This is a genomic window from Mycobacterium sp. pW045, assembly GCF_041287085.1.
GTDB lineage: Bacteria > Actinomycetota > Actinomycetes > Mycobacteriales > Mycobacteriaceae > Mycobacterium > Mycobacterium algericum_A.
In genome coordinates this window covers 251,848-266,739 of the sequence record NZ_JBGGKU010000002.1, presented here as the reverse complement: position 1 = coordinate 266,739, position 14,892 = coordinate 251,848, and the positions used below count along the sequence as shown (strand labels likewise).

15 protein-coding genes are annotated in these 14,892 nt (G+C 67.7%); 10 read left to right on the top strand and 5 right to left on the bottom strand.

What is annotated here, in order from left to right; translation table 11 throughout:
- Together ACAG20_RS03805 and ACAG20_RS03800 are read right to left on the bottom strand one after the other, a co-directional pair.
- A complete protein-coding gene (locus ACAG20_RS03805) occupies positions 1-765 on the bottom strand; it encodes a methyltransferase domain-containing protein (protein ID WP_370491589.1) in 765 nt (254 codons plus the stop codon).
- Positions 766-773: 8 nt separating this feature from the next.
- The gene (locus ACAG20_RS03800) at positions 774-1,001 is read right to left on the bottom strand and encodes a dodecin family protein (RefSeq protein WP_013829114.1); all 228 of its coding nucleotides are present in this window, start codon (positions 999-1,001) and stop codon (positions 774-776) included.
- A gap of 137 nt (positions 1,002-1,138) precedes the next feature.
- On the opposite strand from ACAG20_RS03800, the gene dnaE reads away from it, so the two are divergent.
- Positions 1,139-4,678 carry a DNA polymerase III subunit alpha gene (gene dnaE / locus ACAG20_RS03795; RefSeq protein ID WP_370491588.1) on the top strand — a complete coding sequence of 1,180 codons (3,540 nt, stop codon included), beginning with the start codon at positions 1,139-1,141 and terminating at the stop codon, positions 4,676-4,678.
- Here dnaE and ACAG20_RS03790 read toward each other — a convergent pair.
- Positions 4,675-5,118, bottom strand: coding sequence for a PPOX class F420-dependent oxidoreductase (locus tag ACAG20_RS03790; RefSeq protein ID WP_112688310.1), 444 nt, complete (start codon positions 5,116-5,118; stop codon positions 4,675-4,677). The genes dnaE and ACAG20_RS03790 overlap by 4 nt on opposite strands.
- A 54-nt stretch (positions 5,119-5,172) precedes the next feature.
- Here ACAG20_RS03790 and ACAG20_RS03785 point away from each other — a divergent pair, with 54 nt between their 5' ends.
- The 3 genes from ACAG20_RS03785 (at position 5,173) to ACAG20_RS03775 (ending at position 7,285) form a co-directional block, all read left to right on the top strand.
- Positions 5,173-5,571: a helix-turn-helix domain-containing protein gene (locus ACAG20_RS03785; RefSeq protein ID WP_370491587.1), complete on the top strand. Its 399-nt coding sequence runs from the start codon at positions 5,173-5,175 to the stop codon at positions 5,569-5,571.
- A gap of 125 nt (positions 5,572-5,696) precedes the next feature.
- A complete protein-coding gene (locus ACAG20_RS03780; protein WP_370491586.1) occupies positions 5,697-6,380 on the top strand; it encodes a hypothetical protein in 684 nt (227 codons plus the stop codon).
- Between the two features lie 197 nt (positions 6,381-6,577).
- Complete coding sequence (locus ACAG20_RS03775) at positions 6,578-7,285, top strand: hypothetical protein (RefSeq protein ID WP_370491585.1); 708 nt, start codon at positions 6,578-6,580, stop codon at positions 7,283-7,285.
- A 9-nt stretch (positions 7,286-7,294) separates the two neighbouring features.
- Here the strand turns inward: ACAG20_RS03775 and ACAG20_RS03770 are convergent, their stop codons facing one another.
- Positions 7,295-8,128, bottom strand: coding sequence for a class I SAM-dependent methyltransferase (locus ACAG20_RS03770; RefSeq protein WP_370491584.1), 834 nt, complete (start codon positions 8,126-8,128; stop codon positions 7,295-7,297).
- Positions 8,129-8,208: 80 nt separating this feature from the next.
- Here ACAG20_RS03770 and ACAG20_RS03765 point away from each other — a divergent pair, with 80 nt between their 5' ends.
- The 3 genes from ACAG20_RS03765 to ACAG20_RS03755 all read left to right on the top strand — a co-directional run bounded on the left by ACAG20_RS03765 (position 8,209) and on the right by ACAG20_RS03755 (position 11,393).
- Entirely contained in the window at positions 8,209-8,994 is a 786-nt protein-coding gene (locus tag ACAG20_RS03765) for an enoyl-CoA hydratase/isomerase family protein (protein WP_370491583.1), read from the top strand.
- Positions 8,995-9,018: 24 nt separating this feature from the next.
- A complete protein-coding gene (fadD11, locus tag ACAG20_RS03760) occupies positions 9,019-10,854 on the top strand; it encodes a fatty acid--CoA ligase FadD11 (RefSeq protein WP_370491582.1) in 1,836 nt (611 codons plus the stop codon).
- Between the two features lie 83 nt (positions 10,855-10,937).
- Positions 10,938-11,393: a DUF488 family protein gene (locus tag ACAG20_RS03755; RefSeq protein ID WP_370491581.1), complete on the top strand. Its 456-nt coding sequence runs from the start codon at positions 10,938-10,940 to the stop codon at positions 11,391-11,393.
- Between the two features lie 24 nt (positions 11,394-11,417).
- Here ACAG20_RS03755 and ACAG20_RS03750 read toward each other — a convergent pair whose 3' ends face one another.
- The gene (locus ACAG20_RS03750; protein ID WP_370491580.1) at positions 11,418-11,618 is read right to left on the bottom strand and encodes a hypothetical protein; all 201 of its coding nucleotides are present in this window, start codon (positions 11,616-11,618) and stop codon (positions 11,418-11,420) included.
- A 91-nt stretch (positions 11,619-11,709) separates the two neighbouring features.
- Between ACAG20_RS03750 and ACAG20_RS03745 the strand changes: the two genes are divergently transcribed.
- The 3 genes from ACAG20_RS03745 to ACAG20_RS03735 all read left to right on the top strand — a co-directional run bounded on the left by ACAG20_RS03745 (position 11,710) and on the right by ACAG20_RS03735 (position 14,892).
- Positions 11,710-12,147 carry a nitroreductase family deazaflavin-dependent oxidoreductase gene (locus ACAG20_RS03745; protein ID WP_370491579.1) on the top strand — a complete coding sequence of 146 codons (438 nt, stop codon included), beginning with the start codon at positions 11,710-11,712 and terminating at the stop codon, positions 12,145-12,147.
- 28 nt (positions 12,148-12,175) lie between these two features.
- Positions 12,176-13,462, top strand: a complete 1,287-nt coding sequence (gene ilvA, locus ACAG20_RS03740) for a threonine ammonia-lyase IlvA (protein ID WP_370491578.1) — start codon at positions 12,176-12,178, stop codon at positions 13,460-13,462.
- 74 nt (positions 13,463-13,536) lie between these two features.
- Positions 13,537-14,892 (top strand): threonine/serine exporter ThrE family protein, encoded by a 1,356-nt coding sequence (locus tag ACAG20_RS03735; protein ID WP_370491577.1) that lies wholly within the window; start codon positions 13,537-13,539, stop codon positions 14,890-14,892.

Below are 14,892 nucleotides of genomic sequence, written 5' to 3'. Positions count from 1 at the left end.
TCAGCTCTTCCTGGCCTCCACCAGCACCCGGGTGGCGTGCGCGACGAACGGGCCCCGGGACTCGATGAGCTCATGCATCTCGCGCAGCCGGTCACGGTGGTCGTCGACGGCGAAGTCGGGCACCGTCCAGATCACTTTGCGCAGGAAGTAGATCACCGCGCCGACGTCGAAGAACTCGGCGCGGAGCCGCTCGAGGCGCAGATCGAGAATTTCCATGCCGGCGGCCGTCGCGCCGGCCCGCACCGCCTCGGGCTCGTATTGGGCGCCCTTGCCGGGCATCGGTCCGAGAAAGAACTCGCTGAGTTCCAGCATCGTCGCCGGCCCGATCTGCTGGGCGAAGTAGAGGCCGCCGGGCCGCAGTACCCGGGCGATCTCGGACCACCACGTCTCCAGCGAGTGCCGGCTGCTGACCAGGTCGAAGGCTTCGTCGCCGAACGGCAGCGGCGGCCGGTCGGGCACCGTCACCACCACGACCCCGCGCGGATGCAGCAGCTCGGTGGCGCGTTTGGCATTCGGCGGCCAGGATTCGGTGGCCGCCATGGTCGGGGGGAACGTGCCGAACCGCTCGATACCGGCCAGCACCTCGCCGCCACCGGTGTGCAGGTCGACGGCGGCCGCCACCCCCGACAGCCGACGTGCCAGCTGACGCTGGTAGCCCCAGGACGGACGCTGCTCGGTGGCGCGGCCGTCGAGCCAGGAGAATTCCCAGCCGTCGACCGGAGCGGCGGCGGCCTCGGTAACCAGGTCGTCGAAGCTTCGTGACATCGGGGGGGTCAGCCGGAGTCGCGCGGCGATTTCGGCGGCCGGATCTTGAACGAGATCCGCAGTTTGGTGCGGTAGATGATCCCGCCCTTGTCGTCGAGGGTGAGATCCTGCTCGACGACCTGGGCGACGCGGATGTCATCGATGGTTTGCTTGGCGCGGTGCACCGCTTCGGCGGCGGCGTTCTCCCAAGACGACGGGCTGGTCCCGATGATGTCGATCACCCGGTACACGCTCATGTATGTGTCTCCTCCGCTTCAGGCGAACTTCAACGTAGTGCACGGCGGTGGCCGCTGTCGCGCGAAACGCCCGCCGGGAAGACACACCCGGCGACACGCCCGGCTCGGTCGGTGCCCGGCCATAGACTGGCGGACCTATGGGATCTTCGTTTGTACACCTGCACAACCACACCGAGTACTCGATGCTCGATGGCGCGGCGAAGATCGCCCCGATGCTGGCCGAGGCGCAGCGTCTGGAGATGCCGGCGATCGGAATGACCGACCACGGAAACATGTTCGGCGCCAGTGAGTTCTACAACGCCGCCACCGCAGCCGGTATCAAACCGATCATCGGGGTGGAGGCCTACATCGCTCCCGGTTCCCGGTTCGACACCCGCCGGGTCCACTGGGGGGATCCCGGCCAGAAGAGCGATGACGTCTCCGGCAGCGGCTCCTACACCCACCTGACGATGGTGGCCGAGAACGCCACCGGGTTGCGCAACCTGTTCAAGCTGTCCTCGCTGGCCTCCTTCGAGGGCCAGCTCGGCAAATGGTCACGGATGGACGCCGAGATCATCGCCGAGCACGCCGAGGGGATCATCGCCACCACCGGCTGCCCGTCGGGGGAGGTGCAGACCCGGTTGCGGCTGGGCCAGGACCGCGAGGCGCTGGAGTCGGCCGCCAAATGGCGGGAGATCTTCGGGCCGCAGAACTACTTCCTGGAGGTGATGGACCACGGCCTGGCGATCGAACGCCGGGTTCGCGACGGGCTGCTGGCCGTCGGCCGCAAGCTCGGCATCCCGGCGCTGGCCACCAACGACTGCCACTACGTCACCCGCGACGCATCCCAGAACCATGAGGCGCTGCTGTGCATTCAAACGGGCAAGACGCTGTCGGATCCCACCCGGTTCAAGTTCGACGGCGACGGCTACTACCTGAAGTCGGCCGCCGAGATGCGTGCGCTCTGGGACGACGAGCTGCCGCAGGCGTGCGACTCGACCCTGCTGATCGCCGAGCGGGTGCAGTCCTACGCCGACGTCTGGGCGCCGCGCGACCGGATGCCGGTGTTCCCGGTTCCCGACGGCCACGACCAGGGCTCCTGGCTTCGCCACGAGGTGGCGGCCGGGCTGCAACGGCGCTTTCCGGCCGGGGTGCCGGCCGAATACACCGATCGGGCCGCTTATGAGATCGATGTCATCTGCGGCAAGGGATACCCGTCCTACTTCCTGATCGTCGCGGACCTGATCGACTACGCGCGTTCGATCAACATCCGGGTGGGCCCGGGCCGCGGCTCGGCCGCCGGATCACTGGTGGCCTACGCGCTGGGCATCACCAACATCGACCCGCTCCCGCACGGGCTGCTGTTCGAACGCTTCCTCAACCCGGAACGGCCGTCGGCTCCCGACATCGACATCGACTTCGACGACCGCCGGCGCGGCGAGATGGTGCGCTATGCCGCCGAGCGGTGGGGTAGCGACCGGGTCGCCCAGGTGATCACCTTCGGCACCATTAAAACCAAAGCGGCGCTGAAGGACTCGGCCCGTGTCCATTACGGCCAGCCCGGTTACGCGATCGCCGACCGGATCACCAAGGCGCTGCCGCCGCCGATCATGGCCAAGGACATCCCGCTGTCGGGTATCACCGACCCCAACCACGAGCGGTACAAGGAGGCCGCCGAGGTCCGCACCCTGATCGACACCGATCCCGATGTGCGCACCATCTACGAGACCGCGCGGGGCCTCGAGGGCCTGGTCCGCAACGCCGGTGTGCACGCCTGCGCGGTGATCATGAGCTCCGAGCCGCTCATCGACGTGATCCCGCTGTGGAAACGGCCGCAGGACGGCGCCATCATCACCGGCTGGGACTACCCGTCGTGTGAAGAGATCGGCCTGCTGAAGATGGACTTCCTGGGCCTGCGCAACCTGACGATCATCGGGGACTGCCTGGAGAACATCAAGGCCAATCGGGGCATCGATCTGGATCTTGAGTCGGTGCCGATGGATGACCCGGCCACCTATGAGCTGCTGGGCCGCGGCGACACCCTGGGGGTGTTCCAGCTCGACGGCGGCCCGATGCGTGACCTGTTGCGCCGCATGCAGCCCACCGAGTTCAACGACATCGTCGCGGTGCTGGCGCTGTACCGGCCCGGCCCGATGGGCATGAACGCCCACAATGACTACGCCGACCGCAAGAACAACCGCCAGGCGATCAAACCCATCCACCCCGAGCTCGAAGAGCCGCTGCGCGAGATCCTCGCCGAAACCTACGGCCTGATCGTCTACCAAGAGCAGATCATGTTCATCGCCCAGAAGGTGGCCTCCTACACGATGGGCAAGGCCGATGCGCTGCGCAAGGCCATGGGCAAGAAGAAGCTCGAGGTACTGGAAGCCGAGTACAAGGGCTTCTACGAGGGGATGACGGCCAACGGGTTCTCCGAGAAGGCCGTGAAGGCGTTGTGGGACACCATTCTTCCGTTCGCCGGCTACGCGTTCAACAAGTCGCACGCGGCCGGCTACGGCCTGGTGTCGTACTGGACGGCGTATTTGAAGGCCAACTACCCGGCCGAATACATGGCCGGCTTGTTGACGTCGGTCGGTGACGACAAGGACAAGGCCGCCATCTACCTGGCCGACTGCCGCCGGCTGGGAATCACCGTGTTGCCGCCGGACGTCAACGAATCCGAATTGAATTTCGCCTCGGTGGGTACCGACATCCGTTACGGGCTGGGCGCGGTGCGCAACGTCGGCGCCAACGTGGTCGGTTCACTGATCGCCACCCGAACACACAAGGGCCGCTTCACCGATTTCTCCGACTACCTCAACAAGATCGATATCGCAGCCTGCAACAAGAAGGTCACCGAGTCGTTGATCAAGGCCGGCGCCTTCGACTCGCTCGGCCATCCGCGCAAGGGCCTGTTCCTGGTGCACACCGACGCCGTGGACTCGGTGCTGGGCACCAAGAAGGCTCAGGCGATGGGCCAATTCGATCTGTTCGGCGGCGGGGACGGCGACAGCGCGGGAGCCGACGCGGTTTTCGGGATCCGGGTGCCCGACGAAGAATGGGGCGACAAGCACAAACTGGCCCTGGAACGGGAGATGCTCGGACTTTACGTATCCGGACACCCGCTCAACGGCATCGCTCATCTGCTGGCCGCTCAGGTCGACACCCCGATCCCCGCCATCCTGGAGGGCGACATCGCCTCCGACACCCAGGTGCGGGTCGGCGGGATCCTGGCATCGGTGAACCGCCGGGTGAACAAGAACGGGCTGCCTTGGGCGTCGGCGCAATTGGAGGATCTCACCGGCGGCATCGAGGTGATGTTCTTCCCACAGACCTACTCCGCCTACGGCGCCGAGGTCGTCGACGACGCCGTGGTGCTGGTCAGCGCCAAGGTGAACATCCGAGACGACCGGATCTCGCTGATCGCCAACGAGCTGGTGGTGCCGGACTTCTCCGCCAACGCCGCGGATCGCCCGCTGGCGGTCAGTCTGCCGACCCGGCAATGCACCATGGACAAGGTCAGTGCACTCAAGCAGGTGCTGACCCGCCATCCCGGAACGGCACAGGTGCAGTTGCGGCTGATCAGCGGGGAGCGGATCACCGTGCTGGAACTGGACCCGTCACTGCGGGTGACGCCGTCGTCGGCGCTGATGGGTGACCTCAAGGCGCTGCTCGGGCCGGGGTGTCTGGGCGGTTAGAGCTCCACCCGAACGATCACACTGTCCGGCCACAGCGTGGGGGTGCGGGCGCGCCGCAACTTCTCGCCCAGCCCGAGGCCACGGTGCACATTAATCACGCCCGGAATCTTGATGAGCGGCACGATATTCCACTGCCACCCGTAGCGCCGGTGCAGTATCCGGTTCGCGGTCTCGGCTTCCTCGCCGGCCAGGACGCTGGCCCGGCCGGCCACCGCTGCCGCGCCGGGGCGACGGTGGCCGCGGTAGTCACAGGCGGCCAGCTCGACCTCCGGGCGCAGCGCGAGTCGGCGGGTCTTCGGGCCGATCTTGGTGCGGAACAGCACCGCGTCGCCATCCAGTGCGAACCACACCGGGGTGTCCACCGGTGTGCCGTCGCGGCGGTAGGAGCGCAGCAGCGCATAACGGGTGCGGCGCAGTGTGTCGAGTCGTTGTCCGGGCATGACGCCAGTGAACAACTTAGAGTTGGCTCTAAGTCAAGGCGCCCAGGAGGCCGCATGCCCGACTCGCTGACGATCGGCGAGGTCGCCCGCCGCAGCGGTGTTGCCGCCACCACGTTGCGCTACTACGAGCAAGTCGGTCTGCTGACCGCGCCGCGGCGGGTGGGCGGACAACGTCGCTACGACGCGGCGGTGCTGGCGCGACTCGAGATCATCGGGCTGTGCAAGTCGGCGGGTTTCGCCCTGGATGAGATTGCGCTGTTGTTCGGCGACGACGCGCCCGGGCGTCCGGCAAGCCACGCGCTGGCGCAGGCGAAGCTCGCCGAGATCGACGCCCAGCTGGAGTCGTTGGCCCGCGCCCGCGAGGTCATCGAGTGGGGCATGCGGTGCACCTGCCCGTCCATCGACGCCTGTAGCTGCGGTGTTCATCCGCCGCCCCGTGGCGGCGTGAACTGAGCGGCTGCCGCCGCTGAACCTAAACGTAACGTTTAGGTCCGTTTCCGATAACAACGCCGCATCACCGTGTAACGTCTGAAACTTCACACCACTGGTGTGACCTGGGGGGAAGGGGACCATTTGTGATGCCTGTGCGACATCGCGTTATTGCTCTGCTCGTCGGAGCGGCAGCCGCCCTGCTCGGCGGCGCGGTGATGCCGGCCGCGCTCGCCCACGCCGGCAGCGCCGACAGCGGGCCCTACGAGACGTGCGACGGGGCGACCTGCCTGGTCATGGCCGAGTACGACCCGGACACCTGGGTCTACAGCGGTTTCCGGCCGTACTTCACCGACTGGAAGGGCGAGCAGGCCTACAACGTCGCGGTCACCGAAGCCGACGGTTCGACCGTGAACGCCGGAAGCTACGACATCAAGGTCGAAGACTACTGGTCGCCGTTCCTGTCCAGTTCTACCTACACCTACGGGGATTTCACCCCGACCGGTGAGGGGGCAGACGCGGGCGCATTCGCCGATCTGAGCGGAACCACGGTGTACAGCACCACGTTCGGAGACGTCAACCAGGTGACGATCAACGACGCAGCCAACGGTGCCAGCTACTGGATCGTCACCACGCCGGGCTACGTCAACACCGTGGTGACCCTGGACGGCGCGAGCCAGGACTACATCCAGTACGCCGGTGATGCGGCACCGACCTTCTTGTGGAATAGTCTCGATAACCCAAGTTATGTCGCGGTGCCCGACTACCTCATCCCTGATGACCCGTGGGCTGGTCTGGACTTCGACCCCGGCGAGTACGGAGCGGTGGCGTAACCGTGGAGCAGCACATAGGGTGTCGAAGTTGAACAAACTGCGCGCTCAGTGTTAACAAAAAAATACGTCAGATTCGGATGTGAATCGGGTAACGCAAGTGTAACGTTTGGTCACCTGAGCTTCACAGGTACACATTTGCAACAAGCTTAACGGAGGCAGTCATGTGGAAATCGCGCCGTCTTCTTACCCTGCTCGGGGTGGGCGTCGCTGCTGGGTTCGCCGCGCTGGTGCTGCCGATGTCGGTCGCCAACGCTGCGGGTGAGTCCGGCAGCACCAGCCCGGTGCCCGGTTGGGACGGCCCCTACGAAACCTGTGAAGGGGTGGTCTGCCTGGTGATGGAGCCCCTTACTCGGGAGAGCGTGGGCCGCGACTGGTCTTACGAAGGTATCCGCCCGTGGATCACCGACTGGAAGGGCGACCAGCTCTACAACGTCGAGTTGAACGGCGAAGCGGTCGGTGGCTACAACATCAAGATCGAGGACTTCTGGAACTCGTTCTACTCGACCTCGGCGTACCAGTTCGGTGACTTCATGCCTAACTCTGACACCCCCGAAGACTTGAGTGTGCTGGGGAACTTCGGCTACCTGTCCGGAGCCTCGATCTACCAGATCAACCTCTTCGACGGCGCGTTCACCAACCTCACCATCAATGGCGTGGGGCCGCACGATCTGAACTACTGGGTGATGTCGGCCAACGATCTGACCTACTCGGTGGTCACCGATCCCCTCAAGGGCGTCTCGGCGGGCTTGATCCAATTCGGCGATGACGCTCCAATGCAACTGTGGAACAGCCTGTTCCACTCCTGGACCCCGGAGATTCCGGAGTACCTCATCCCCAACGACCCGTTCGCCGCGCTGGACTTCAATCCGTGTGACTTCCTTGGTCTCTGTGACCTGGTGGGTTAACCGTTCGGCTCAGAACTTATAACGCAGCACGCGGGCTTTGCCGGCCACCGACTTGAACCGGCCGGCAACCCGGGTGAGCGTGCGGGCCGCGCCGGGGAACGCGTCGACCTCGGCGGCATGGGCCAGGCAGGCCTGCTCGACCAGGCGCAGCCGCGGCTCCCACCGCTCCGGGGTGTGCGGGTCGGTGAAACCGGGGTTGGCCCACACGTGGCGCAGCAGACTGAACATGCCGCGCGGCGCGAGCTTCATCGACAGCGAGCTGAGCGGCCCCACCCGGCCATAGTCGTTGAACGCCAGCTCACCGCTGCCGAAGTGGTCGATGAGCTGCCCGAACACCGCGGTGACCTGCGCCTGGGTGAGAAACGCGAACAGGCCGTCGGCGATCACCATGGTGGGCCGGCCGGTCGGGATGCCGGCGGTCCAATCGGCGCCGGTCAGATCGGCCGCGATGACGTGCTCTGCGGGCTGGGCCGGTAGCAGCTTGCCGCGTAACGCGACCACACGCGGAAGATCGATGCTGTACCAGTCGACACCCGCCGGCGGCTGCACCCGTGCCAGCGGCTCGTTGAGGCCGGCCCCCAGATCCACCACGACGGCCTCCGGATTCGCGGCGGTATACCGGCGGACCCGGTCGTCGAGCATCTTGGCGCGCAGGGCGGTTTGGCGCACCACACTGGCCGGGATCCGCAAGCCGGCGAAGTCGTAGTCGATCAGACCGACGACCCGGTCGGAGAACGCGTCGCCGAGGATCGGCGTCTCGGCGCGGTGGTCGAGGGCGCGCGCGTAGGCGGTGAGAAATGCGGTTTGCTCGAGGAGGCTGAACTCGGTGACGGCAATCGGCATGGGCTTCACGGTAGGCGACGATCGGCCAGATGAGGGTAAACGGGAACCAACGCCACCAGCGCGGCGCTAACGTCGACGAAATGGAATCGCAGCAGGCGACCACGCTGGCGGTGGTGGCCGAGGGTGCGCGCGGCTCGATCACGTTGAACCGTCCGGACAAACTCAATCCGTTGAGCACGGTCACCCTCGAAGAGTTGGTGGCCGCGGCCCGCTGGTTCGACGCCCGGCCCGCGGTGAAGGTCGTGGTCATCTCCGGCAGCGGCCGGGCATTCTCCGCCGGGGCGGACCTGGCCGCGTTTGCCGCCGCCGCCGACGGCGCCGCAGCGCTGCGGGAGGCGGCCGACGTCGGTCGGCAGATGGCCGATGCGATCGAAGCGATGCGGGCGGTGACGGTGGCGCGGCTGCACGGTCACTGCGTCGGTGGCGGCGTCGTGCTGGCCGCGGCCTGCGATCTGCGGGTGGCCGCTGCCGACACCCGGTTTTCGATACCGGAGGTCGATCTGGGGATCCCGCTGGCCTGGGGCGGCATCCCGCGGTTGGTCCGCGAGATCGGGCCCGCGCTGACCAAGGAGCTGGTGATGACCTGCCGGGCGTTCGGCGCCGACGAGGCGAAGGCGGCCGGCTTCATCAACCGAGTGGTCGCCGAGGCGGACCTGGACGCCGAGGTCGAGGCGTTGGTCGGCCAGTTGACCGGCAAGTCCGCGCTCACCCTGGGCGGCACCAAGCGCCAGGTCAATGCGGTCACCGAGGGCATGGTGGGCACCGCGCGCAGCTGGAACGACGCCGACGCGCTGGTCACCGCGGTGCACGACACCGAATCGCAGGCCTCGGCGATGGCGTATCTGGAACGGGTCCATCGCCGCTGAGCCAGCCGACGACAGGAGGAGCAGATGACAGGGACACCGCCGGCGACGACCCTGTGCGAGGCGTTTCAGCGCACGGCCGCTATCGATCCCGACGGGGTGGCACTGCGGACCGTCGGCGGTGGGCAGACGCTCACCTGGCGCGAGTATGCGGCACAGGTGCGCCACGTCGCGGCCGGATTGGCCGGCCTCGGGGTGCGCCGCGGGGACACGGTGTCGCTGATGATGGCGAACCGGATCGAGTTCTATCCGCTCGAGGTCGGCGCTCAGCACGCCGGCGCCACGTCGTTCTCGGTGTACAACACGCTGCCCGCCGAGCAGCTCGGCCATCAGCTCGGCAACGCCGGCACCAAGGTCGTGATCTGCGAGCACGCCTATGTCGAGACGATCCGGTCCAGCGGTGCCCCGGTCGAACACATCGTGTGCCTCGACGGCCATCCGGACGGCACCTTGTCGCTTGCGGATCTGCTGGCCGCCGGGCGCCCCGATTTCGACTTCGAATCCAGTTGGCGGGCAGTGCAACCCGACGACGTCATCACCCTGATCTACACCTCGGGCACCACCGGCGCCCCCAAAGGGGTGGAGATGACCCATACCAACCTGCTGTTCGAGGCGGCGGCGCTCGATGCGGTCCTCGGAGTGCGCTTCGGTGACCGGATCACCTCCTACCTGCCGTCGGCGCATATCGCCGACCGGGCGATGGGGCTCTACAACCAGGAGATCTTCGGTGTCCAGATCACCGTCGTTCCCGACGTCCGGGCCATCGGGGCCGCCCTGCCCGACGTGCGTCCCACCATCTGGGGCGCCGTACCGCGGGTCTGGGAGAAGCTCAAAGCTGCCATCGAGTTCGCGGTCGGTGCCGAGCCGGACGAGGACCGTCGTGCCGCACTGCGATGGGCGCTCACAGTAGGCGCCAAACGCGCCGCGGCGCTGATCGGCGGCGAGCCGGTTCCCGACGCCGTGGCCGCCGAGTGGTCGCAGGCCGACGAACTGGTGCTGTCGAAACTTCGCACCGAGTTGGGCTTCGGCGACCTGCGGTGGGCGGTGTCGGGCGCGGCGCCGATTCCCAGGGAGACGCTGGGATTCTTCGCCGGGATCGGCATTCCGATCAGCGAGGTCTGGGGCATGTCGGAGCTCAGCTGCGTCGCCTCGACCACCCATCCTCGCGATGCCCGGCTCGGCACCGTCGGAAAGTTGTTGCCCGGGCTGGAAAGTCGCATCGCCGACGACGGCGAGTTCCTGGTGCGGGGGCCGCTGGTGATGCGGGGCTACCGCAAGGAGGCGGCCAAGACCGCCGAGGCGATCGACGCCGACGGCTGGCTGCACACCGGCGACATCCTCGAGGAAGACGCCGAAGGCTATCTGCGCGTGGTCGACCGTAAGAAGGAGCTGATCATCAACGCCGCGGGCAAGAACATGTCCCCGGCGAACATCGAGAACGCCATCCTGGCGTCCTGCCCGATGATCGGGGCGATGGTCACCATCGGGGAGGCCCGGCCCTACAACACCGCCCTGCTGGTGTTCGACGCCGACTCGGTCGGCCCGTATGCGGCCGCGCACGGCTTGCCGGAGGCGACACCTGCGGCGCTGGCCGCCGACCCGGCGGTGATCGCACAGATCGCCGCCGGCGTGGCCGCCGGCAACGCCAAACTCTCGCGGGTCGAGCAGATCAAGCGCTTCCGGGTGTTGCCCACGCTGTGGGAGCCCGGCGGTGAGGAGGTCACACTCACCATGAAGCTCAAACGCGGGCCGATAGCGGCAAAGTACGCCGCCGAGATCGAGGCGCTCTACGCGTCCGAACCCGCACCGCACATCCATCAGCCGGCGGGCACCGAGGATGCCCGCCCGGCGACGGCCGTCTGAGGGGGAGTACCACGGCGATTTTCACGTTCGGACACGGCACCGCGGAGGCAGCGGAGATCACGAACCTGCTGACCGGCGCCGGGGTGCGCCGTCTGGTCGACGTGCGCAGCGCACCGGGCAGCCGCCGCAATCCCGACAGCGCGCGCGAGGCGATGCAGCAGTGGCTGCCCGAAGCCGGCATCGGCTATCGCTGGGAGCCGCGGTTGGGCGGTTGGCGGCGGCGCAGCGGCGACAGTCCCGATGTCGAACTGCGCAATGATTCATTCCGCTCCTATGCAGGCTATATGCGCACCGACGACTTTCGGGACGGCGTCGCCGACCTGCTGGCCGAAGCGGCCGACCGGCAGGTCGCGGTGATGTGCGCCGAGACCGTGTGGTGGCGATGCCATCGGAAGCTGATCGCGGACTACCTCACGCTGATCCACGGCGTGCAGGTGTGCCACCTGATGCATGACGGAAAGCTGCGGGAGCACCGCCCGATGGCAGAAGCGCGGATCGACGGTGATGTCCTGGTGTATGACCGACCGTCGCCCGGTTGACGCACCGCGGGGCGATGCCGCGGACTAGCCCTGCTTCCAGCCCAGCACCAGCCATAGCGCGGTGCAGACCCCGGCGGCGCTCAGCACCGCGGTCGCGGCACTGGCCGTAGCCGCGCCGACGACCAGCAGGGTGGCCAGCCCGACCGCCAGCGCGACCAGCTTGTAGGCCGGCCACGGCACCCCGGCAATCGGCACCTGGTGCCGTGGGCGCTCGGCGGTCGTCATGCCGTTAACGGTACGCGATAACCGATTGTTCGACCACCCGAAACTCCACAGACGGCCGGCCGTGTTGCGGCGCCGGTCTAGTCTGGACGGCATGCCTTTGAGCGGAGAATACGCACCCAGCCCGTTGGATTGGTCCCGGGAGAACGTCGAGAAGTACCTGGCTTCCGGCGGCACCGAGGGCACCGAGATGAAGGGCAAGCCGGTGGTGCTGCTGACCACCGTGGGAGCCAAGACCGGCAAGCTGCGCAAGACCCCGCTGATGCGGGTGGAGCACAACGGGCAGTACGCGATCGTCGCCTCGCTGGGCGGCGCGCCCAAGCACCCGGTCTGGTACCACAACGTCGTCAAGAACCCGCGGGTCGAACTGCAGGACGGCACCGTCACCGGCGACTACGACGCCCGCGAGGTGTTCGGCGATGAGAAGGCGCAGTGGTGGGAGCGCGCGGTGGCCGCCTGGCCGGACTACGCCGAGTACCAGAAGAAGACGGACCGCGAAATCCCGGTGTTCGTGCTGACCCCGGTGGGGTGAACCCGCTGCTGGGTGGCACCATATTGCGGTGTCCGCCGAACTGCGCCAGAACCGTGGCTCCAACGCCTGCCCGCTGACCGCGGCCGATATCGACGCGGCGGCCCAGCGAATCGCCGGCGTGGTGGCGCCGACTCCGCTGCAGCTCAGCGACCGGCTCTCGGAGATCACCGGTGCCAGGGTGTACCTCAAGCGGGAAGACCTGCAGTCGGTGCGGTCCTACAAGTTGCGCGGTGCCTACAACCTGCTGGTGCAGTTGACCGCCGATGAGATTGCCGCCGGCGTGGTGTGCTCATCGGCCGGAAACCACGCGCAGGGCTTCGCCTACGCCTGCCGGTCGCTGGGCATTCGCGGCCGGGTGTACGTGCCGGCCAAGACTCCCAAGCAGAAGCGCGACCGGATCCGCTACCACGGCGGCGAGTTCATCGAGCTGATCGTGGGCGGGGCGACGTATGACATGGCTGCGGAGGCGGCGCTGGCCGACGTGGCCCGCACCGGGGCCACATTGGTGCCGCCCTACGACGACCTGCGGACGATGGCGGGCCAGGGCACCATAGCCGTGGAGATCCTCAACCAGCTCGACACGGAACCGGACCTGGTCGTCGTTCCGGTCGGCGGCGGCGGCTGTATCGCCGGGATCACCAGTTACCTCGCGGAGCGGACTGCCGAAAGTGCGGTGCTGGGGATCGAACCGGCCGGGGCGGCCTCGATGATGGCCGCGCTGGCCGCCGGCGAACTGGTGACCCTGGACACCGTCGACCAGTTCGTCGACGGCGCCGCCGTCAAGCGCGCCGGCGCCCTGCCCTACGCCGCGCTGGCTGCCGCCGGCGACATGGTGTCGGTCACCACGGTCGACGAGGGCGCGGTGTGCACCGCGATGCTCGACCTCTACCAGAACGAGGGGATCATCGCCGAGCCGGCGGGTGCGCTGTCGGTGGCCGGGCTGCTGGAGGCCGACATCACGGCCGGGTCCACCGTGGTCTGTCTGATCTCCGGCGGGAACAACGACGTGTCGCGCTACGGCGAGATCCTGGAACGTTCGCTGGTCCACCTCGGCCTCAAGCACTACTTCCTGGTCGATTTTCCCCAGGAGCCGGGCGCGTTGCGGCGGTTCCTCGACGAGGTTCTCGGCCCCGGCGACGACGTCACGCTGTTCGAATACGTCAAGCGCAACAACCGGGAAACCGGCGAGGCCCTGGTCGGAATTCAATTGGGCTCGGCGGCGGATCTCGGTGGTCTGCTGGCCAGGATGCGCTCCTCGCAGATCCACGTCGAGCCGCTGGAGCCCGGCTCGCCGGCGTATCGCTACCTGCTCTGAGCGTCGGATCCGGCAACGTAGGTGACCCAGGGTCACCGAGCGGGTAGCCGACGGGCATGGTGTCATCGAAGACGATGAGTATGGATGAAACCGATGTTCGGCGGGTGCTCGACATCGCCCTGCGGTTCGGGCAGCTGCTGTTGGGATCGCAGGCCGGAACCGCCGATGTCGCCTCGAGCATGCTCTCGATCGCGACCGCCTACGGGCTGCCACAGACCCAGGTGGACATCATGGCGAACTCGATCAGGGTGTCGGTGCCTCGCGGGGTGCCGGGCGCCCCGGTCACGGCGATGTATCTGGTGCAGTCGCGCTCGCTGGACTACACCCGGCTGCAGCTGGCCACCGACCTCGCCGAGCATGTCGTCACGACCACGCCCGATCCCGAGTGGGTGCAGCAGCAGCTGGACCTCGTGAGCCGGGCCGACCATCCCTATCCGCGGTGGGTGGCCACCGCCGGCTGGGCGGTCATGGCCGGTTGCTTCTCGGTGCTGATCGGCGCCGGGCCGGTGATTGCCATGATCTCGGCGGCCACCACCGCACTGATCGACCGGGTCGGCCGGGTGCTCAACGGCTGGCGGCTACCGCTGCTGTTCCAGCAGGTGGCCGCCGCAGCGGTGGCCACCGGCGTAGCCATCGTGGTGCACGCCGTCGGCTGGCTGCCCGCCGGCGCGTCGGTGTCACCGGTGGTGGCCGCCAACATCGTGGTGCTGTTGTCGGGGCTGGCCACCGTCGGCTCGGTGCAGGACGCCATCACCGGCTACCAGCTCACCGCGGTCTCGCGCGGCATGGACATCCTGCTCTCGTCGGCGGGCATCCTGGTCGGCGTGTCCATCGCGGTGCGCATCGGTGGCTGGTTCGGCGCCCAAGTCCGGGTGAGCGCCGAGCTACCGGTCGCGGTGCTGAGTATGCCGGTGTACGTGCTGGCGGGCGCCATGGGCGCTGCGGCCGCCGCGATAGCCGGCTACGCGCAGCTCAAGGCGGCGTTGGCGGCAGGTCTTGCCGGGGCGACCGCCACGTTGCTGGTGTTCGGACTGCGACTGGTGGATGCCGACCCCATTGCCGGCTCGTTCCTAGCGGCCGCGGCGACCGGTCTGGTCGGCACCCTGCTGGCGCCCCGGCTGCGGGTGACACCGCTGGTGATCATCATGGCGGGCATCATTCCGCTGGTCCCCGGGCTGACCTTGTTCCGCGGCTTCGTGCAGTTCGTCAACGGGCACCCCAATGCCGGGGGGACGGTGGGCCTGGCGATCGGGCTGGCGTTGGCACTCGGTGCCGGCGCGGTGTTGGGCCCGCTGCTGGCGCCCTCGGTGCGCCGGGAACTCGGCCGCTATCAGCTGCGCGGCCACGGGCACCGGACCCGCCGGCTGCGCAGCCCGTATCGGGTTCCGCAGCTGGCCGGTATCCGCTACCGCGGGCGGCGGACCGCTTAG